The sequence below is a fragment of the Cupriavidus sp. 2SB genome (genome assembly GCF_005503625.1).
Classification (GTDB): domain Bacteria; phylum Pseudomonadota; class Gammaproteobacteria; order Burkholderiales; family Burkholderiaceae; genus Cupriavidus.
The window spans coordinates 1-15,756 of sequence record NZ_SCMX01000023.1 but is presented as its reverse complement, the minus strand read 5'-3'; the positions used below and the strand labels follow the sequence as shown (position 1 = coordinate 15,756).

Below are 15,756 nucleotides of genomic sequence, written 5' to 3'. Positions count from 1 at the left end.
GAATCATTCCGTTCAGTTTGTAGGAGGCACTGCCACGCTGCCTGTGACCTCACTCCGGACCCAGCCCAGATAGGCCGGCAATCCGGCCGCCAGCGGCCACGCCACGACCTCTGGCACGTCGTACGGGTGCACTGCGCTAATGACGGCTTCAAGCACCGCGTATTGGCCCGCTGTCGTCTTGATCAGCAACGGGTACTCCTGCGCCTGCTCCAGCTTGCCCTGCCACCAGTACTCCGACTGGCAGGGCGCCAGCCGGTTCACGCACGCCGCCACGCGAGCCTCGAGCACTGCGCGCGCCACCCGCATCGCGGAGGCTTCATCGGGCAGGTTGGTCATCGCCATCCAGACCGATTCTGACGGGTCCGCAAGCGATACAACATAAGCAGATTCTGAATCTTTCATGACGAATGGGTCGTGTGGCGCGCACAAAACAAAAGAGCCAGGCAATTGCCTGGCTCGATTGTAGTGCGGTGTCCGATAACCCGTCAGCGACGGGCTACGGCTTTCACTTATTCCGCGGCTTCGTCAGCCGGGGCTTCCGTGATTTCCGGACGATCCACCAGCTCGACCAGTGCCATCGGCGCGTTGTCGCCCTGACGGAAGCCGAACTTCAGGATACGGGTGTAGCCGCCCGGGCGAGCGTTGTAACGCGGGCCCAGTTCGTTGAACAGCTTCGTGACCATGTCGCGGTCGCGCAGACGGGCAAATGCCAGACGGCGGTTTGCAACGGTATCCTTCTTGGCCAGCGTGATGAGCGGCTCGACAACCTTGCGCAGTTCCTTGGCCTTCGGCAGCGTGGTCTTGATCAGCTCGTGCTGGAACAGCGAGTTGGACATGTTGCGCAGCATCGCGAGACGGTGCGACGAGGTGCGGTTCAGTTTCCGCAAACCATGACGGTGACGCATGATGATTCCTTTCGATTACAGTGTTTGACCAGCTCTTCTATCGCCGCCGCATGCACAACGCAGCTACGGCGCGGGCCGGTAGTGCTTCCAAGCCCCGTACGACATTGCACGGGACGCGAATGACATGCGGAACCGCCTCGCGGCCGTTCCGCACCGTCAATTACTTCTCCAGACCTGCGGGCGGCCAGTTCTCGAGCTTCATGCCGAGCGTCAGACCACGCGAAGCCAGGACTTCCTTGATCTCGTTGAGCGACTTGCGACCCAGGTTCGGGGTCTTGAGCAGTTCGTTCTCGGTACGTTGGATCAGGTCGCCGATGTAGTAGATGTTTTCGGCTTTCAGGCAGTTGGCCGAGCGCACCGTCAACTCGAGATCGTCCACCGGGCGCAGCAGGATCGGATCGATCTGCGGTGCGCGGCTCGAAGCAGCCTCGGCAGCCGATTCCGTGCCTTCCAGCGCGGCAAACACCGACAGTTGGTCGACCAGGATACGTGCCGATTGACGAATCGCTTCCTCCGGCGAGATGACGCCGTCGGTTTCGATGTTCATCACGAGCTTGTCCAGGTCGGTACGCTGTTCCACACGCGCCGATTCCACGGCGTACGACACACGGCGAACCGGCGAGAACGATGCGTCCAGGACGATGCGGCCAATAACCTTGCCGGATTCATCACCAAACTTGCGCACGTTGCCCGGCACATAGCCGCGGCCTTGCTCGACCTTGATCTGCATGTCCAGCTTCCCGCCTGCGGACAGGTGAGCAATGACATGACCCGGGTTGATGATTTCGACGTCGTGCGGCAGCTCGATGTCGGCAGCCGTAACAATGCCTTCACCGTCCTTGCGCAGCGAGACCGTGACTTCGTCGCGGTTGTGGAGCTTGAATACCACGCCCTTCAGATTGAGGAGCAGATTGACGACGTCTTCCTGCACGCCATCAATAGTGGAGTACTCGTGGACCACCCCAGCGATCGTGACCTCAGTCGGGGCATAGCCGACCATCGACGACAACAGGACGCGACGCAGGGCGTTACCAAGCGTATGCCCATAACCGCGCTCAAACGGCTCCATCACGACTTTGGCGTGGTGGTCGCCCAGCGGTTCGACGGCGATGATTTTAGGTTTGAGGAGTGCTGTTTGCATTAGGTTGTCCTTTTCAATACCCTCGGCTCGTTACACCGATAAGGCTGACGTTTGGAACCTGAAAAAGCCCATCGCATGATGGGCAATAAGCCCGACGCGCCACAGAGCGCGTCGGGCTGAAAGCGAAGCCTTGTACGAAAGGCAAGCGCTAAACCGTGCGAGTACCGGTCCGCGATTAACGCGAATACAGTTCGACGATCAGGCTTTCGTTGATATCGCCAGAGATATCGGCGCGATCCGGGACTTGCTTGAACGTGCCTTCGAATTTCTTCGAATCGACATTCACCCAGGTCGGGAAGCCCGATTGCTCGGCCAGCGACAGCGACTCGGCGATGCGGACTTGCTTCTTCGATTGTTCGCGGATCGTCACGACATCGCCCGACTTGATCTGGGCCGACGGGACATTCAGGGTCTGACCGTTCACCAGAATCGCCTTGTGCGACACCAGCTGACGCGCTTCAGCGCGGGTCGAGCCGAAGCCCATGCGATACACGACGTTGTCCAGACGCGATTCCAGCAGTTGCAGCAGGTTCTCACCCGTGTTGCCCTTGCGGCGATCGGCTTCGGCAAAGTAGCGGCGGAACTGGCGCTCGAGCACACCATAGATGCGCTTGACCTTCTGCTTTTCGCGCAGTTGGTTGCCATAGTCCGACGTACGGGCGCCCGACGTGCGGCCATGCTGGCCCGGCTTGCTGTCCAGCTTGCACTTGTCAGCCAGCGAGCGGCGTGCGCTCTTCAGGAACAGGTCAGTGCCTTCGCGGCGGGAAAGTTTGGCCTTCGGGCCGGTATAACGTGCCACTTTATCTTCCTTTGATCGATCGCGACGCCATCAGGACGCGCCGCGAGTCCGTCACCTGTGTGACAGACGGTGGGCTTATGGTTCTTCATCCGCCAGCACCAAGGCAAGCGGAGGCAACGCAAAAGCATGACGATATCGCCCGCATGAAAGCTACGCTTTCGTTTGTGCGAGCGCAAAACGAAAACCTGCCGCAATGAACTTGCAGCAGGTCAACGCGCGATACTACCACAGTACCGGAGTTTGGGGGAAAGCCCCCAACCTCACCTCCGGTTAGCCTCGACGCTTAGATACGGCGGCGCTTCGGCGGACGGCAGCCATTGTGCGGCACTGGCGTCACGTCTTCGATGATAGCGATCTTGATGCCGAGCGCGTTCAGCGCGCGGACAGCCGATTCGCGACCCGGACCCGGGCCCTTGATGCGCACTTCCAGGTTCTTGATACCCTGGTCTTGCGCCACGCGACCGGCATTTTCTGCTGCGACCTGGGCTGCGAACGGGGTCGATTTACGCGAACCCTTGAAGCCTTGGCCACCGGCAGTTGCCCACGACAGGGCGTTGCCCTGGCGATCGGTGATCGTGATGATGGTGTTGTTGAACGAAGCGTGGACGTGTGCGATGCCGTCGGCAACGTTCTTCTTGACCTTCTTACGCGCGCGCTGAGCGGCGTTATTCGGACCTTTTGCCATTCGATTCTTCCTATGCCTTCGGCTTTACTTCTTCAGTGCCACGCCGGCCTTGCGCGGACCCTTGCGAGTACGTGCATTGGTGCGGGTACGCTGACCGCGCATCGGCAGACCCTTGCGGTGACGCATGCCACGATAGCAACCAAGGTCCATCAGACGCTTGATGTTCATCGTGGTTTCACGACGCAGGTCACCCTCGACCGTGACCTTGCCCACTTCGTCACGAAGCTTTTCCAGGTCGGCGTCGGTCAGATCCTTGACCTTCTTGTCAAACGGTACACCGGTAGCCTCGCAAATCTTGCGGGCGCGCGAGCGGCCGACACCATAAATGGCCGTCAGACCGATTTCGGTGTGCTTATGGTTCGGGATGTTAACCCCTGCGATACGTGCCATTCGTCAATCCTCTTTCCGATTAGCCTTGGCGTTGCTTGTGGCGGGGATCCGACGAGCAGATCACGCGCACGACACCGTTGCGCTTGATGATTTTGCAGTTGCGGCAAATGCGCTTCACAGAAGCCAGCACTTTCATGATTTTCCTCTTCCTTCAATTCCTGTTCGCTTCACTTCGTCCGGAAGACGATCCGTGCGCGTGACAGATCATATGGAGTCAGCTCAACCGTCACCTTGTCACCCGGAAGAATCCGGATGTAGTTCATTCGCATCTTGCCGGAGATATGTCCGAGTACTACATGGCCATTCTCAAGCTTGACGCGGAACGTCGCGTTGGGGAGATTTTCCAGGACCTCCCCTTGCATCTGGATGACGTCGTCTTTTGCCATACCTGGTGCAATCCACCAACCCCGGCTTTGTCAGCGCAAGGTCAGGTTACCCTTGAAATTCGCCTTCTTCAGCAGCGACTCGTACTGCTGCGACATGACATAGGACTGCACCTGCGTCATGAAGTCCATCGTGACGACCACGATGATCAGCAGCGAGGTTCCGCCAAAGTAGAACGGAACGTTCCAGCGCAGCACCAGGAATTCCGGCAACAGGCAGACCAGTGTGATGTAAATCGCACCAGCCAGCGTCAGGCGCACCAGGATCTTGTCGATATAGCGCGTCGTTTGCTCGCCCGGACGGATGCCCGGAATGAAGGCTCCACTTTTCTTCAGGTTATCTGCCACTTCCCGACTGTTGTACACAAGAGCCGTGTAGAAGAAGCAGAAGAAAACAATCGCAGTCGCATACAGCAGGATATACACCGGCTGGCCGGGAGACAGCGTTGCGGCGAGGTCTTTGATGACCCGCCCCACCGACCCCGTCGAGTCCGACGTGAACCAGCCTGCAATCGTCGCCGGGAACAGAATGATCGACGATGCAAAGATCGGCGGAATCACCCCTGCCATGTTCAGCTTCAGCGGCAGGTGCGACGACTGACCGCCGTACACCTTGTTGCCGACCTGACGCTTGGCATAGTTCACCAGAATCTTTCGCTGGCCGCGCTCCACGAAGACCACAGCGAACGTCACACCGATCACGATCGCGACGATGAAAATTGCCGCGATGATGCTCATCGACCCCGTACGAACCAGTTCGAACAGCCCGCCGATCGCATTGGGAAGCCCCGCCGCGATACCGCCGAAGATGATGATCGAGATACCGTTGCCCAGACCTCGCTCGGTGATCTGCTCACCCAGCCACATCAGGAACATCGTACCGGTCACCAACGTGATCACGGCCGTCGCCCGGAACATCAGCCCCGAATCGATGACCAGACCCGGCTGAGACTCCAGCGCTACCGCGATGGACAGCGCCTGGAACGTAGCGAGGATCACCGTACCGTAACGCGTGTACTGCGTGATCTTGCGTTGCCCCGCCTGCCCTTCCTTCTTCAGCGCTTCCAGCTGCGGCAACACGATCGTCAGCAATTGCATGATGATCGACGCCGAGATGTACGGCATGATGCCGAGCGCGAAGACGGTAAAGCGCGACAGCGCACCGCCCGAAAACAGGTTGAACATCCCGAGGATGCCACCCGACTGACTCTGGAAAAGCTTCGCAAGCTGGTCCGGATCAATCCCCGGCACCGGAATATGTGCACCGATGCGGTAGACGATCAGAGCCAGCACCAGGAACATCAGCCGACGCTTGAGATCGCCGTACTTAGCTGTGTTCCTGGCCTGCGAGCTTGCATTGGGTTTCGCCGTGGCCAAACGATGCTCCGACTGTGACTTCGCCTATGCTGCGAATGCTATGCGTAAATTACGCTTCGACTTGGCCGCCCGCGGCTTCGATCGCAGCCTTGGCACCAGCGGTGGCACCCAGACCCTTGATCGTTACCTTGCGCGTCAGCTCGCCGGCCTTGATGACCTTTGCGTTCTTGACCAGTTCGCCCACCAGGCCAGCTTGCTTCAGGACCAGCAGGTCCACTTCAGCAGCTTCCAGGCGTTCGATGTCACGCAGGGTCACTTCGGCGTTGAAGGCCTTGGTCAGCGAGGTAAAACCACGCTTCGGCAGACGACGATACAGCGGCATTTGACCGCCTTCGAAGCCAACCTTATGGAAGCCGCCCGAACGCGACTTCTGACCCTTGTGACCGCGACCAGCCGTCTTGCCCAGGCCGGAGCCGATACCGCGGCCGACGCGACGCTTGGCGTGCTTCGAACCGTCAGCCGGTTTCAGGTTGTTAAGTTGCATGTTGCTCTCCGAGTCCTGATCAGGCCAGAACCTTCACCAGGTACGAGACCTTGTTGATCATGCCGCGCACGGCGGGCGTGTCCTGCAGCTCCGAAACGGAGTTCAGGCGACGCAGGCCCAGGCCACGTACGGTGGCGCGATGATCCTCGCGCGTGCCGATGAGGCTGCGCACGAGTTGCACTTTTACGGTTTTCTGCGACATTTCGTTCACCTTAGCCGAGGATGTCTTCAACCGACTTGCCACGCTTGGCGGCGATTTCGCCCGGCGTGCTCATCTTTTGCAGACCATCGAGGGTGGCGCGAACCATGTTGTAAGGGTTCGTCGAACCGTGCGACTTGGTCACAACGTTCGTCACACCCATTACTTCGAAGATCGCGCGCATCGGACCACCAGCGATAACACCGGTACCTTCCTTGGCGGGCATCATCAGCACCTTTGCGGCGCCGTGCTTGCCAACGACTTCGTGCTGCAGCGTGCCGTTCTTCAGCGAGACCTTGACCATCTTGCGACGGGCTTCGTCCATTGCCTTCTGCACGGCTACCGGAACTTCCTTGGCCTTGCCCTTGCCCATGCCGATGCGGCCATCGCCGTCACCAACCACGGTCAGCGCAGCGAAACCGAGGATACGACCACCCTTCACCACCTTGGTGACACGGTTGACCGAAATCATCTTCTCGCGGAGGCCGTCGTCGCGTTCGTCCTGTTGGACTTTTGCTTGCATCTTTGCCATGACGTATCTCTCTCTGAGCGCTTAGAACTTGAGGCCGGCTTCACGCGCGGCATCAGCCAGGGCCTTCACGCGACCGTGGAAGCGGAAGCCGCCGCGATCGAACGCAACGGTTTCCACGCCAGCAGCCTTTGCCTTCTCGGCAACGCGCTTGCCCACCAGGGTGGCGGCGGCAACGGTAGCACCGCTGCCAGTCAGTTCCTTGCGCACTTCTGCCTCGGCGGTCGAAGCCGAAGCCAGCACTTGCGTGCCGCACGGCGAGTACACCTGAGCGTAAATATGCGAATTCGTACGGAACACGGTCAGACGATTGATCTTCAGTTCCGCGATCTTGGCGCGGGTCTGACGTGCACGGCGCAAACGAGCGTCTTTCTTGTTCATCATTGGACCCCTTACTTCTTCTTGGTTTCCTTCAGGATGACGCGCTCGTTGGCATAACGAACACCCTTGCCCTTGTAGGGCTCAGGCGGACGGTATGCGCGAACTTCCGCGGCAACCTGACCGACTTTCTGCTTGTCAGCACCCTTGATCACGATCTCGGTCTGCGTCGGCGTTTCAGCCTTTACGCCTTCCGGCATTTCGTGAATCACATCGTGCGAGAAACCAAGCTGGAGCTTCAGCGCGGAGCCTTGCAGTTGAGCGCGGTAACCCACGCCAACCAGGTTCAGCTTGCGCTCGAAACCGGTGGTCACACCCTTGACCATGTTTGCCGCCAGGGCGCGCATGGTGCCTTGCAGGGCGTTAGCTTCACGCGATTCGTCGGCCGGTTCGAACGTCAGGTTGCCTTCGGCAACGTTGACCTTCACCAGGCTGTGAATCGGCTGGGACAGCGTACCCAGCGGGCCCTTCACGGAGAGCACGCCAGCCGCCACGTTCACTTCAGCGCCTTTCGGCAGCGCGATGGGAGCCTTACCTACACGGGACATGTTTGCTCCTTACGCGACGTAGCAGAGAACTTCACCGCCCACGCCAGTGGCACGTGCCTTGCGGTCGGTCATCAGACCCTGCGGGGTCGAAATGATCGCCACACCCAGGCCGTTCATCACTTGGGGGATGTCGCTGCGGCCCTTGTACACGCGCAGGCCGGGCTTCGAGACGCGTTCAATGCGTTCGATAACCGGACGACCGGCGTAGTACTTCAGACCAATGGTCAATTGCGCCTTGCCGCCATCTTCCGCCACCGAGTAGTCGTCGATATAGCCTTCGTCCTTGAGGACCTTGGCGATCGCAACCTTCAGCTTCGACGAGGGCATGGCCACCGACGCTTTCTGCACGCCTTGAGCGTTGCGGATGCGCGTCAGCATATCGGCGATAGGATCGCTCATGCTCATACTGTTTCTCCTGTAGCCTGTGCGTAATTACCAGCTGGCTTTCGTCAGACCCGGAATTTCGCCCTTGAAGGCGATCTCGCGGATCTTGTTACGCGCCAGGCCAAACTTGCGGAAGGTACCGCGGGGACGACCGGTGATCGCGCAGCGGTTACGCTGGCGAGTCGGGTTAGCGTTGCGCGGGAGCTTTTGCAGCTCGAGACGCGCCAGATAACGCTCTTCTTCCGACTTCTCTTGGTCGTCGATAATGGCCTTGAGGTTTGCGCGCTTGTCGGCGTACTTCGCCACGAGCTTTGCGCGCTTCTTCTCACGTTCAATCAGAGCCAATTTAGCCACGGTTACCCCTTAATTACGGAACGGGAACTTGAACGCATTCAGGAGAGCCTTGGCTTCCTCGTCGTTCTTAGCCGTCGTCGTGATGCTGATATTCAGACCACGCAGTGCGTCAATCTTGTCGTACTCGATTTCGGGGAAAATGATCTGCTCTTTCACACCGATGTTGTAGTTGCCACGACCGTCGAACGAACGGCCCGACACACCACGGAAGTCACGCACGCGCGGCAGGGCCACGGTCACGAAACGATCGAGGAATTCGAACATGCGCTCACCGCGCAGGGTCACCATCGCACCGATGGGGTAGCCCTGACGGATCTTGAAGCCGGCGATGGCCTTCTTGGCCTTCGTCACCACGGGCTTCTGACCCGCGATCTTGGTCAGGTCGCCAACGGCCAGTTCAATGACCTTCTTGTCATTGATGGCCTCACCCAGACCCATGTTCAGGGTGATCTTGGTGAAACGCGGCACTTCCATGACCGACTTGTAGCCGAACTGCTTCATCAGCGCCGGCACAACTTGTTCTTTGTAAAACTCTTGCAGACGTGCTGTCATGCTCAACTCCTATCTGTGCCCAGAATCAAGCGGCCAGGACGGCACCGGTCGTCTTCAGCACGCGCACACGCTTGCCGTCTTCGACCTTGATACCGACACGCGACGGCTTGCCATTGGCATCCACGAGCGCAACGTTGGAAATATGCAGCGGCATCAGCTTGTCGACCACGCCACCGGTGGTACCCAGCATCGGGTTCGGGCGAGCGTGCTTCTTCGCAACGTTCACACCGTCAACCACGAGCTTGTCGCCTTGCACTGCCTGGACGACACCGCGCTTGCCCTTATCCTTACCGGTCAGCACGATGACTTCGTCGCCTTTGCGAATCTTGTTCATGGCGGCTCCTTACAGCACTTCCGGAGCGAGCGACACGATCTTCATGAAGCGCTCGGTACGGAGTTCACGAGTTACCGGCCCGAAGATACGGGTGCCGATCGGCTCGAGCTTGTTGTTCAGCAGGACAGCAGCATTGCCGTCGAACTTGACGAGCGAACCGTCCGCGCGGCGCACGCCCTTGGCGGTACGCACGACAACGGCGTTGTAGATGTCGCCCTTCTTCACGCGGCCACGGGGAGCTGCGTCTTTCACGGTAACCTTGATGATGTCGCCCACGCTCGCGTAGCGGCGCTTGGACCCACCCAGTACCTTGATGCACAGCACTTCGCGCGCACCAGTGTTATCGGCCACTTCGAGCCGGCTTTCTGTCTGAATCATGGTGTTATCTTCCCAACTTAATCCGCCAGTCCCTCAAATGAAGGCCGCCGGTCAGTCTTGGTCCCGTCGGAGCCAGGCATTGCGCCAGCGCCGTTTGGGTTGATCAACTTGGAAGTCGGTAGTGCCGACACCCCAGACTTCAGGATGCCAGGCTCTGGCTCGCTATACAGACCCACCCGGGTGATGCTGCTTGGGCGGATGCAATAAAGCGGAAGTCCAGGATTATAGCAACACAATCCTGGACTTGCAAGTCAACTCAGTACTGTTGTACTTAGATGACGCGTGCAGCTTCTACCAGCCGGGAAACAACCCAGGACTTGGTCCGCGACAGCGGACGGGTTTCCTGGATCTCGACCTTGTCGCCTTCCTTGTACTGGTTGGCTTCGTCGTGTGCGTGGTACTTCTTCGAACGCAGCACGTACTTGCCGTACAGAGGGTGCTTGACGCGGTTTTCGATCAGGACCGTCACGGTCTTGTCCATCTTGTCGCTCACGACACGGCCCACGAGGGTCCGGCGAAGCGACGTTTCAGTCTTCGCAGCTTCAGTCATTTCGCGTCTGCCTTCTCGTTCAGCACGGTTTGCACGCGCGCGATGTCCTTGCGCACCTTCTTCAGCTGGCTGGTGTTCTGCAGCTGTTGGGTGGCCTTTTGCATGCGCAGGCTAAATTGAGCCTTCAGCAGCTCGGAGAGCTCCTGGTTCAGGCCTGCGGCGTCCTTGCCGCGCAGTTCGGATGCTTTCATCCCAATCTCCTTACGTACCGACCTGACGCACCACGAAATTCGTGGCGATCGGCAGCTTGGCGGCCGCGAGGCGGAACGCCTCACGTGCCAGCTCTTCCGTCACGCCGTCCATTTCGTACAGCATCTTGCCCGGCTGAATTTCAGCCACGTAGTATTCCGGATTGCCCTTACCGTTACCCATACGGACTTCGGCAGGCTTCTTCGAAATCGGCTTGTCCGGGAAGATCCGGATCCAGATGCGGCCGCCACGCTTGATGTGACGGGTCATCGCACGACGTGCCGACTCGATCTGACGAGCGGTCAGACGGCCACGGCCCATTGCCTTCAGGCCGAACTCGCCAAAAGACACGGCGTTGCCACGGGTAGCTTTACCCGTGTTGCGGCCCTTCTGCTCCTTGCGATACTTCCTACGCTTCGGTTGCAGCATTGTTATTCTCCACTCTTCGCGTCTGCGCCTGGCGCAGCACGACGACCAGCACCGGCACCACCGCGGCGGTTGCCCGACGGACGACCTTCGCCTTCACGGCGGCGGCCTTCCGGGCGACCCGGACGACGACGACGGTCTTCTTGCGGCTCTTCCACCACAGGCGCGTCATTGCGGCCCAGGTGATCACCCTTGTAGACCCACACCTTGACACCGATGATGCCGTAGGTGGTTTCGGCTTCCGAGAAACCGTAGTCGATGTCGGCGCGCAGGGTGTGCAGGGGCACACGGCCTTCGCGGTACCACTCGGTACGTGCGATTTCGATACCGTTCAGACGGCCCGAGCTCATGATCTTGATGCCTTGTGCACCCAGACGCATGGCGTTCTGCATCGCGCGCTTCATGGCGCGACGGAACATGATGCGGCGCTCGAGCTGCTGCGTGATCGAATCGGCAATCAGCTGCGCATCGGTTTCCGGCTTGCGGATTTCTTCGATGTTCACGTGCACGGGCACACCCATGCGACGTTGCAGCTCGGCCTTGAGCAGTTCGATGTCCTCACCCTTCTTGCCGATCACCACGCCCGGACGCGAGCTGTAAATGGTGATGCGTGCATTACGGGCCGGACGCTCGATGACCACGCGGCCAACCGATGCGTTCTTCAGCTTTTTCTTCAGGAAGTCTCGAACTTCGATGTCTTCCTTCAGCATGCCGGCGAACTTCGTGTTGTTGGCGTACCAACGCGAAGCCCAATTACGGCTGACGGCCAGACGGAAGCCAGTCGGATGAATCTTCTGTCCCATCGTGACTCCTTAGTTGCCGAGCGTCACAGTGATGTGACAGGTTTGTTTCTCGATGCGGTTGCCGCGGCCCTTTGCACGCGCAGTGAAGCGCTTGAGCGAAGTGGCCTTGTCGACGAAGATCGAAGTGACCTTCAGTTCGTCGATGTCGGCGCCTTCGTTATGCTCGGCGTTGGCGATGGCCGATTCGACGACCTTCTTCACGATCCCGGCAGCCTTCTTCGGGCTGAAGGCCAGGATGTTCAGAGCGCGCTCAATCGGCAGACCGCGGATCTGGTCAGCAACCAGACGCGTTTTCTGGGCGGAGATGCGGGCACCGCGATGAATCGCTTTCACTTCCATGATGGCACCTTACCTCTTCGCTTTCTTGTCAGCCGCGTGGCCCTTGAACGTGCGAGTAATCGCAAATTCACCGAGCTTGTGGCCAACCATGTTTTCCGTCACGTACACCGGCACGTGTTGACGGCCGTTGTGCACAGCGATCGTCAGGCCGATGAAGTCCGGCAGAATGGTCGAACGACGCGACCAAGTCTTGATGGGCTTCTTGTCCTTGCCGCTCACCGCCGTTTCCACCTTCTTCAGCAGGTGGTCGTCGCAGAACGGACCCTTTTTTGCGGAACGAGTCATATCTTTAGCTCCTACCTACCGATTAGCGCTTGTGGCGGCGCTGGACGATCATGCTGTCCGTGCGCTTGTTGCTGCGAGTGCGGTAACCCTTGGCCGGGGTACCCCACGGCGAAACCGGATCACGACCAGCAGCAGTCTTGCCTTCACCACCACCGTGGGGGTGGTCCACCGGGTTCATCACCACACCGCGAACGGTCGGGCGAATACCGCGCCAGCGCGTTGCACCGGCCTTGCCGATCACGCGCAGGCTGTGCTCTTCGTTGCCCACTTCACCGATGGTGGCGCGGCATTCGATATGCACGCGACGCACTTCACCGGAGCGCAGACGCACTTGAGCGTACAGGCCTTCACGAGCCATCAGCACTGCGGACCCACCAGCAGCGCGCGCGATCTGCGCACCCTTGCCAGGCAGCATTTCCACGTTGTTGATCGTGGTACCGACCGGGATGTTGCGGATCGGCAGGTTGTTACCCGACTTGATCGGCGCTTCCGAGCCGTTCATCAGAGCCTGGCCAGCAACCATGCCCTTCGTGGCGATGATGTAGCGACGCTCACCGTCGACGAACAGCACCAGGGCGATGTTCGCGCTACGGTTTGGATCGTATTCCAGACGCTCGACCTTGGCGGCGATGCCGTCCTTGTCGTTGCGCTTGAAGTCGACCACGCGGTAGTGGTGCTTATGACCACCGCCCTTGTGGCGGGTGGTGATATGACCGTTGTTGTTGCGACCCGACTTCTGGAATTGCTTTTCCAGCAGCGGTGCGTGCGGGGCACCCTTGTGGAGGTCGCGATTAACGACCTTCACCATCGAGCGACGGCCCGGGGATGTCGGCTTGGTCTTGACGAGTGCCATGATTACTTGGCCTCCGCTTCAAAATTGATTTCCTGACCCGGCTTCAGCGACACGTATGCCTTCTTGACGTGATTGCGACGGCCCATGAAGCGGCCAAAGCGCTTTTGCTTGCCCTTCTGGTTCAGGATCTGAACGGACTGCACCTCGACCTTGAACAGCAGTTCGACGGCGGCCTTCACTTCTGCCTTGTTGGCATCGCGAGCCACTTCGAACACAACCTGTTCGTTCTTGTCGGCTACCAGGGTTGCCTTTTCGGAAACCACCGGCGCGAGCAGCACCTGCATCAAACGATGATCGTTCTTGGCTACTTGCGTCATTTCAGCAACTCCTCGATCTGCGCGACAGCTGCCTTCGTCACCAGCACTTTCTTGTAGTGCACGAGCGACAGCGGATCAGCATGACGCGGCTCCACGACTGCCACGTTCGGCAGGTTGCGCGAAGCCAGGTAGAGGTTTTCGTCGAGGCTGTCGGTAATGATCAGCACCGAGTCCAGGCCCATGGCCTTGAACTTGTCGGCCAGCAGCTTGGTCTTGGGCGCGTCGACAGCGAAACCGTCCACTACGTTGATACGACCTTCACGTGCGAGCTGCGAATAAATCGAGCGCATACCGGCACGGAACATCTTCTTGTTGACCTTCTGGCTGAAGTTTTCTTCCGGCGAATTCGGGAAGATACGGCCACCGCCACGCCACAGAGGCGAGGACGACATACCGGCACGAGCACGGCCCGTACCCTTCTGGCGCCACGGCTTCTTCGTCGTGTGCTTGACCTCTTCGCGGTCCTTCTGCTTGCGGTTACCGCTGCGAGCATTGGCCTGATAGGCAACGACGATCTGGTGAACCAGGGCTTCGTTGTAGTCGCGGCCGAACACTTCGGGCGAGGCGGTAACGCCAGCACCGATCTGACCGTTGTCCTGGAGGAGCTTGAGTTCCATTACATGCGCTCCTTAAGCTTTGGCCTTGACGGCCGGGGTCACAATGACCTTGCCGCCCTTGGAACCGGGGATGGCGCCCTTGACCAGCAGCAGCTTGCGCTCTGCGTCGATCTTGGCGATCTCGAGGTTTTGCACGGTACGGGTAGCGTCACCGAGGTGGCCCGTCATGCGCTTGCCCGGGAACACGCGGCCCGGATCCTGCGCCATACCGATGGAACCCGGCACGTTGTGCGAACGCGAGTTACCGTGGGTGGCACGACCGGATGCGAAGTGGTGGCGCTTGATGGTACCGGCATAGCCCTTACCAATCGTCACACCCTGCACGTCGATCTTCTGACCAACCTGGAACAGGTCGACAGAAATCGAGCCGCCAGCTTGCAGCTCGGCAGCCTTGGCTGCATCGATGCGGAATTCTTTGATGATTTCGCCAGCTTCCACGCCGGCTTTGGCGAGGTGACCCGCCAGCGGCTTGGTGACACGGCTTGCGCGTCGGCTGCCAAAAGTGACTTGAACCGCGGTATAACCGTCGGTCTCGTCCGTCTTGATTTGCGTCACGCGGTTGTCGCCGACCTCGACCACGGTAACGGGAATCGAATCACCGTCGTCCGTGAAAATACGGGTCATGCCAACCTTGCGACCTACAAGGCCAAGGCTCATGGTTTGCTCCATTCCCAGCTGCGATTGGCCGGGGCTGATTGATACACGAAAACTGTGTGAGTGCGGGTTGCGCGAAAAGGATTGCGCGTGACCAAAATGGCCCCCACTACCCGGATTAATGGGTAGCCTTGCAACATACCACAGCAATTTGGAAAGGGCAAGCGGTGGCGCGCTTTTCCTCGACGGTCTTGCGCCTGTGGGTCGGAAACGGCGCCGAATCCGGCACTTTGCGTGCCGATGCTGTAGCTTTCCGTACTATTCGCACACCATGCGACGATTTGGAAAACAAAAACGGCGAACTTGCGTTCGCCGTCTTGCTGAATCAGGCCAGAAGCCTGGCCCGACACATACTTATACCTTGATCTCGACGTCCACGCCTGCCGGCAGATCGAGCTTCATCAGCGCGTCGACGGTCTTGTCCGTCGGATCGACGATGTCCATCAGGCGCTGGTGGGTGCGGATCTCGAACTGATCGCGGCTGGTCTTGTTGACGTGCGGCGAACGCAGGATGTCGAAGCGCTGGATACGAGTCGGCAGGGGCACCGGGCCCTTGACGATCGCGCCGGTACGCTTGGCGGTATCCACGATTTCGGCGGCCGACTGGTCGATCAGGCGATAGTCGAAAGCCTTCAGGCGGATACGGATCTTCTGGTTCTGCATGATTGTTCCTTAAAAGAGCGATGGGCGAAGCGCCCAGATTATAAGGGACATGCCCGCAGGCATGCCCCAAAAAGGTTGTGCTTAGTCGAGGATCTTTGCCACAACGCCGGCGCCGACGGTACGACCGCCTTCGCGGATAGCGAAGCGCAGGCCTTCTTCCATGGCGATCGGGGCGATCAGCTTGACGGTGATCGACACGTTGTCACCCGGCATGACCATTTCCTTGTCCTGCGGCAGCTC

General features: G+C 59.4%; 31 protein-coding genes. All 31 read right to left on the bottom strand.

Annotated elements, in window-relative coordinates:
* Positions 1–12 precede the first annotated feature (12 nt).
* The gene (cutA, locus tag FFS21_RS13130) at positions 13–402 is read right to left on the bottom strand and encodes a divalent-cation tolerance protein CutA (protein ID WP_137925267.1); all 390 of its coding nucleotides are present in this window, start codon (positions 400–402) and stop codon (positions 13–15) included.
* A gap of 107 nt (positions 403–509) precedes the next feature.
* Positions 510–905 carry a 50S ribosomal protein L17 gene (gene rplQ, locus FFS21_RS13125; protein WP_137925266.1) on the bottom strand — a complete coding sequence of 132 codons (396 nt, stop codon included), beginning with the start codon at positions 903–905 and terminating at the stop codon, positions 510–512.
* Positions 906–1,065: 160 nt separating this feature from the next.
* A complete protein-coding gene (locus FFS21_RS13120) occupies positions 1,066–2,046 on the bottom strand; it encodes a DNA-directed RNA polymerase subunit alpha (protein ID WP_019451037.1) in 981 nt (326 codons plus the stop codon).
* Between the two features lie 175 nt (positions 2,047–2,221).
* Positions 2,222–2,845, bottom strand: coding sequence for a 30S ribosomal protein S4 (rpsD, locus tag FFS21_RS13115; RefSeq protein ID WP_137925265.1), 624 nt, complete (start codon positions 2,843–2,845; stop codon positions 2,222–2,224).
* Positions 2,846–3,128: 283 nt separating this feature from the next.
* A complete protein-coding gene (rpsK, locus tag FFS21_RS13110; protein ID WP_130393144.1) occupies positions 3,129–3,530 on the bottom strand; it encodes a 30S ribosomal protein S11 in 402 nt (133 codons plus the stop codon).
* A 24-nt stretch (positions 3,531–3,554) separates the two neighbouring features.
* Complete coding sequence (gene rpsM / locus FFS21_RS13105) at positions 3,555–3,920, bottom strand: 30S ribosomal protein S13 (protein WP_010812377.1); 366 nt, start codon at positions 3,918–3,920, stop codon at positions 3,555–3,557.
* 19 nt (positions 3,921–3,939) lie between these two features.
* Complete coding sequence (gene rpmJ, locus FFS21_RS13100; protein WP_008642959.1) at positions 3,940–4,056, bottom strand: 50S ribosomal protein L36; 117 nt, start codon at positions 4,054–4,056, stop codon at positions 3,940–3,942.
* A 31-nt stretch (positions 4,057–4,087) separates the two neighbouring features.
* Positions 4,088–4,306 carry a translation initiation factor IF-1 gene (gene infA / locus FFS21_RS13095; protein ID WP_010812378.1) on the bottom strand — a complete coding sequence of 73 codons (219 nt, stop codon included), beginning with the start codon at positions 4,304–4,306 and terminating at the stop codon, positions 4,088–4,090.
* A 30-nt stretch (positions 4,307–4,336) separates the two neighbouring features.
* Complete coding sequence (secY, locus tag FFS21_RS13090) at positions 4,337–5,680, bottom strand: preprotein translocase subunit SecY (RefSeq protein ID WP_137925264.1); 1,344 nt, start codon at positions 5,678–5,680, stop codon at positions 4,337–4,339.
* Between the two features lie 49 nt (positions 5,681–5,729).
* The gene (rplO, locus tag FFS21_RS13085; RefSeq protein ID WP_137925263.1) at positions 5,730–6,164 is read right to left on the bottom strand and encodes a 50S ribosomal protein L15; all 435 of its coding nucleotides are present in this window, start codon (positions 6,162–6,164) and stop codon (positions 5,730–5,732) included.
* 19 nt (positions 6,165–6,183) lie between these two features.
* Positions 6,184–6,366, bottom strand: a complete 183-nt coding sequence (gene rpmD, locus FFS21_RS13080) for a 50S ribosomal protein L30 (protein ID WP_008642953.1) — start codon at positions 6,364–6,366, stop codon at positions 6,184–6,186.
* A gap of 10 nt (positions 6,367–6,376) precedes the next feature.
* Entirely contained in the window at positions 6,377–6,895 is a 519-nt protein-coding gene (rpsE, locus tag FFS21_RS13075) for a 30S ribosomal protein S5 (RefSeq protein WP_006160449.1), read from the bottom strand.
* Between the two features lie 21 nt (positions 6,896–6,916).
* Positions 6,917–7,273, bottom strand: coding sequence for a 50S ribosomal protein L18 (gene rplR / locus FFS21_RS13070; RefSeq protein WP_061956591.1), 357 nt, complete (start codon positions 7,271–7,273; stop codon positions 6,917–6,919).
* A gap of 11 nt (positions 7,274–7,284) precedes the next feature.
* On the bottom strand, positions 7,285–7,818 hold the full coding sequence (gene rplF / locus FFS21_RS13065) for a 50S ribosomal protein L6 (protein WP_137925262.1): 534 nt from the start codon (positions 7,816–7,818) through the stop codon (positions 7,285–7,287).
* A 9-nt stretch (positions 7,819–7,827) separates the two neighbouring features.
* Positions 7,828–8,223, bottom strand: coding sequence for a 30S ribosomal protein S8 (gene rpsH / locus FFS21_RS13060; RefSeq protein WP_130393148.1), 396 nt, complete (start codon positions 8,221–8,223; stop codon positions 7,828–7,830).
* A gap of 27 nt (positions 8,224–8,250) precedes the next feature.
* Positions 8,251–8,556, bottom strand: a complete 306-nt coding sequence (gene rpsN / locus FFS21_RS13055) for a 30S ribosomal protein S14 (protein ID WP_008642942.1) — start codon at positions 8,554–8,556, stop codon at positions 8,251–8,253.
* Between the two features lie 9 nt (positions 8,557–8,565).
* Positions 8,566–9,108: a 50S ribosomal protein L5 gene (gene rplE / locus FFS21_RS13050; protein WP_019451027.1), complete on the bottom strand. Its 543-nt coding sequence runs from the start codon at positions 9,106–9,108 to the stop codon at positions 8,566–8,568.
* Between the two features lie 25 nt (positions 9,109–9,133).
* Complete coding sequence (rplX, locus tag FFS21_RS13045; RefSeq protein ID WP_137925261.1) at positions 9,134–9,442, bottom strand: 50S ribosomal protein L24; 309 nt, start codon at positions 9,440–9,442, stop codon at positions 9,134–9,136.
* A gap of 9 nt (positions 9,443–9,451) precedes the next feature.
* The gene (rplN, locus tag FFS21_RS13040) at positions 9,452–9,820 is read right to left on the bottom strand and encodes a 50S ribosomal protein L14 (protein ID WP_006576237.1); all 369 of its coding nucleotides are present in this window, start codon (positions 9,818–9,820) and stop codon (positions 9,452–9,454) included.
* A 271-nt stretch (positions 9,821–10,091) separates the two neighbouring features.
* Complete coding sequence (rpsQ, locus tag FFS21_RS13035; RefSeq protein WP_008642939.1) at positions 10,092–10,370, bottom strand: 30S ribosomal protein S17; 279 nt, start codon at positions 10,368–10,370, stop codon at positions 10,092–10,094.
* Entirely contained in the window at positions 10,367–10,561 is a 195-nt protein-coding gene (gene rpmC / locus FFS21_RS13030) for a 50S ribosomal protein L29 (protein WP_137925260.1), read from the bottom strand. Before rpmC ends, rpsQ begins: the two co-directional genes overlap by 4 nt.
* Before the next feature lie 10 nt (positions 10,562–10,571).
* A complete protein-coding gene (gene rplP / locus FFS21_RS13025; protein ID WP_006160465.1) occupies positions 10,572–10,988 on the bottom strand; it encodes a 50S ribosomal protein L16 in 417 nt (138 codons plus the stop codon).
* Between the two features lie 2 nt (positions 10,989–10,990).
* A complete protein-coding gene (gene rpsC / locus FFS21_RS13020) occupies positions 10,991–11,788 on the bottom strand; it encodes a 30S ribosomal protein S3 (RefSeq protein WP_092602196.1) in 798 nt (265 codons plus the stop codon).
* 9 nt (positions 11,789–11,797) lie between these two features.
* Complete coding sequence (rplV, locus tag FFS21_RS13015) at positions 11,798–12,127, bottom strand: 50S ribosomal protein L22 (protein WP_137925259.1); 330 nt, start codon at positions 12,125–12,127, stop codon at positions 11,798–11,800.
* Between the two features lie 9 nt (positions 12,128–12,136).
* Positions 12,137–12,412: a 30S ribosomal protein S19 gene (gene rpsS, locus FFS21_RS13010; protein ID WP_137925258.1), complete on the bottom strand. Its 276-nt coding sequence runs from the start codon at positions 12,410–12,412 to the stop codon at positions 12,137–12,139.
* Positions 12,413–12,434: 22 nt separating this feature from the next.
* On the bottom strand, positions 12,435–13,265 hold the full coding sequence (gene rplB / locus FFS21_RS13005) for a 50S ribosomal protein L2 (protein WP_137925257.1): 831 nt from the start codon (positions 13,263–13,265) through the stop codon (positions 12,435–12,437).
* A gap of 2 nt (positions 13,266–13,267) precedes the next feature.
* Positions 13,268–13,582, bottom strand: a complete 315-nt coding sequence (rplW, locus tag FFS21_RS13000; RefSeq protein WP_006576245.1) for a 50S ribosomal protein L23 — start codon at positions 13,580–13,582, stop codon at positions 13,268–13,270.
* Entirely contained in the window at positions 13,579–14,199 is a 621-nt protein-coding gene (gene rplD / locus FFS21_RS12995; RefSeq protein ID WP_130393152.1) for a 50S ribosomal protein L4, read from the bottom strand. The genes rplW and rplD overlap by 4 nt, the downstream gene beginning before the upstream one ends.
* A gap of 12 nt (positions 14,200–14,211) precedes the next feature.
* Entirely contained in the window at positions 14,212–14,856 is a 645-nt protein-coding gene (gene rplC / locus FFS21_RS12990; RefSeq protein WP_137925256.1) for a 50S ribosomal protein L3, read from the bottom strand.
* Between the two features lie 351 nt (positions 14,857–15,207).
* Positions 15,208–15,516 carry a 30S ribosomal protein S10 gene (gene rpsJ, locus FFS21_RS12985; protein ID WP_006160488.1) on the bottom strand — a complete coding sequence of 103 codons (309 nt, stop codon included), beginning with the start codon at positions 15,514–15,516 and terminating at the stop codon, positions 15,208–15,210.
* Between the two features lie 81 nt (positions 15,517–15,597).
* On the bottom strand, positions 15,598–15,756 hold a 159-nt coding region (locus FFS21_RS12980), incomplete at its 5' end, for an EF-Tu C-terminal domain-related protein (RefSeq protein ID WP_502705172.1).

Bases quoted from the DNA above. Each gene is read 5' to 3' on its own strand.
- cutA (WP_137925267.1), bottom strand. From the start codon at position 402: ATGAAAGATTCAGAATCTGCTTATGTTGTATCGCTTGCGGACCCGTCA.
- rplQ (WP_137925266.1), bottom strand. From the start codon at position 905: ATGCGTCACCGTCATGGTTTGCGGAAACTGAACCGCACCTCGTCGCAC.
- FFS21_RS13120 (WP_019451037.1), bottom strand. From the start codon at position 2,046: ATGCAAACAGCACTCCTCAAACCTAAAATCATCGCCGTCGAACCGCTG.
- rpsK (WP_130393144.1), bottom strand. From the start codon at position 3,530: ATGGCAAAAGGTCCGAATAACGCCGCTCAGCGCGCGCGTAAGAAGGTC.
- rpsM (WP_010812377.1), bottom strand. From the start codon at position 3,920: ATGGCACGTATCGCAGGGGTTAACATCCCGAACCATAAGCACACCGAA.
- rpmJ (WP_008642959.1), bottom strand. From the start codon at position 4,056: ATGAAAGTGCTGGCTTCTGTGAAGCGCATTTGCCGCAACTGCAAAATC.
- infA (WP_010812378.1), bottom strand. From the start codon at position 4,306: ATGGCAAAAGACGACGTCATCCAGATGCAAGGGGAGGTCCTGGAAAAT.
- rplO (WP_137925263.1), bottom strand. From the start codon at position 6,164: ATGCAACTTAACAACCTGAAACCGGCTGACGGTTCGAAGCACGCCAAG.
- rpmD (WP_008642953.1), bottom strand. From the start codon at position 6,366: ATGTCGCAGAAAACCGTAAAAGTGCAACTCGTGCGCAGCCTCATCGGC.
- rpsE (WP_006160449.1), bottom strand. From the start codon at position 6,895: ATGGCAAAGATGCAAGCAAAAGTCCAACAGGACGAACGCGACGACGGC.
- rplR (WP_061956591.1), bottom strand. From the start codon at position 7,273: ATGAACAAGAAAGACGCTCGTTTGCGCCGTGCACGTCAGACCCGCGCC.
- rplF (WP_137925262.1), bottom strand. From the start codon at position 7,818: ATGTCCCGTGTAGGTAAGGCTCCCATCGCGCTGCCGAAAGGCGCTGAA.
- rpsH (WP_130393148.1), bottom strand. From the start codon at position 8,223: ATGAGCATGAGCGATCCTATCGCCGATATGCTGACGCGCATCCGCAAC.
- rplE (WP_019451027.1), bottom strand. From the start codon at position 9,108: ATGACAGCACGTCTGCAAGAGTTTTACAAAGAACAAGTTGTGCCGGCG.
- rplX (WP_137925261.1), bottom strand. From the start codon at position 9,442: ATGAACAAGATTCGCAAAGGCGACGAAGTCATCGTGCTGACCGGTAAG.
- rplN (WP_006576237.1), bottom strand. From the start codon at position 9,820: ATGATTCAGACAGAAAGCCGGCTCGAAGTGGCCGATAACACTGGTGCG.
- rpsQ (WP_008642939.1), bottom strand. From the start codon at position 10,370: ATGACTGAAGCTGCGAAGACTGAAACGTCGCTTCGCCGGACCCTCGTG.
- rpmC (WP_137925260.1), bottom strand. From the start codon at position 10,561: ATGAAAGCATCCGAACTGCGCGGCAAGGACGCCGCAGGCCTGAACCAG.
- rplP (WP_006160465.1), bottom strand. From the start codon at position 10,988: ATGCTGCAACCGAAGCGTAGGAAGTATCGCAAGGAGCAGAAGGGCCGC.
- rpsC (WP_092602196.1), bottom strand. From the start codon at position 11,788: ATGGGACAGAAGATTCATCCGACTGGCTTCCGTCTGGCCGTCAGCCGT.
- rplV (WP_137925259.1), bottom strand. From the start codon at position 12,127: ATGGAAGTGAAAGCGATTCATCGCGGTGCCCGCATCTCCGCCCAGAAA.
- rpsS (WP_137925258.1), bottom strand. From the start codon at position 12,412: ATGACTCGTTCCGCAAAAAAGGGTCCGTTCTGCGACGACCACCTGCTG.
- rplB (WP_137925257.1), bottom strand. From the start codon at position 13,265: ATGGCACTCGTCAAGACCAAGCCGACATCCCCGGGCCGTCGCTCGATG.
- rplW (WP_006576245.1), bottom strand. From the start codon at position 13,582: ATGACGCAAGTAGCCAAGAACGATCATCGTTTGATGCAGGTGCTGCTC.
- rplD (WP_130393152.1), bottom strand. From the start codon at position 14,199: ATGGAACTCAAGCTCCTCCAGGACAACGGTCAGATCGGTGCTGGCGTT.
- rplC (WP_137925256.1), bottom strand. From the start codon at position 14,856: ATGAGCCTTGGCCTTGTAGGTCGCAAGGTTGGCATGACCCGTATTTTC.
- rpsJ (WP_006160488.1), bottom strand. From the start codon at position 15,516: ATGCAGAACCAGAAGATCCGTATCCGCCTGAAGGCTTTCGACTATCGC.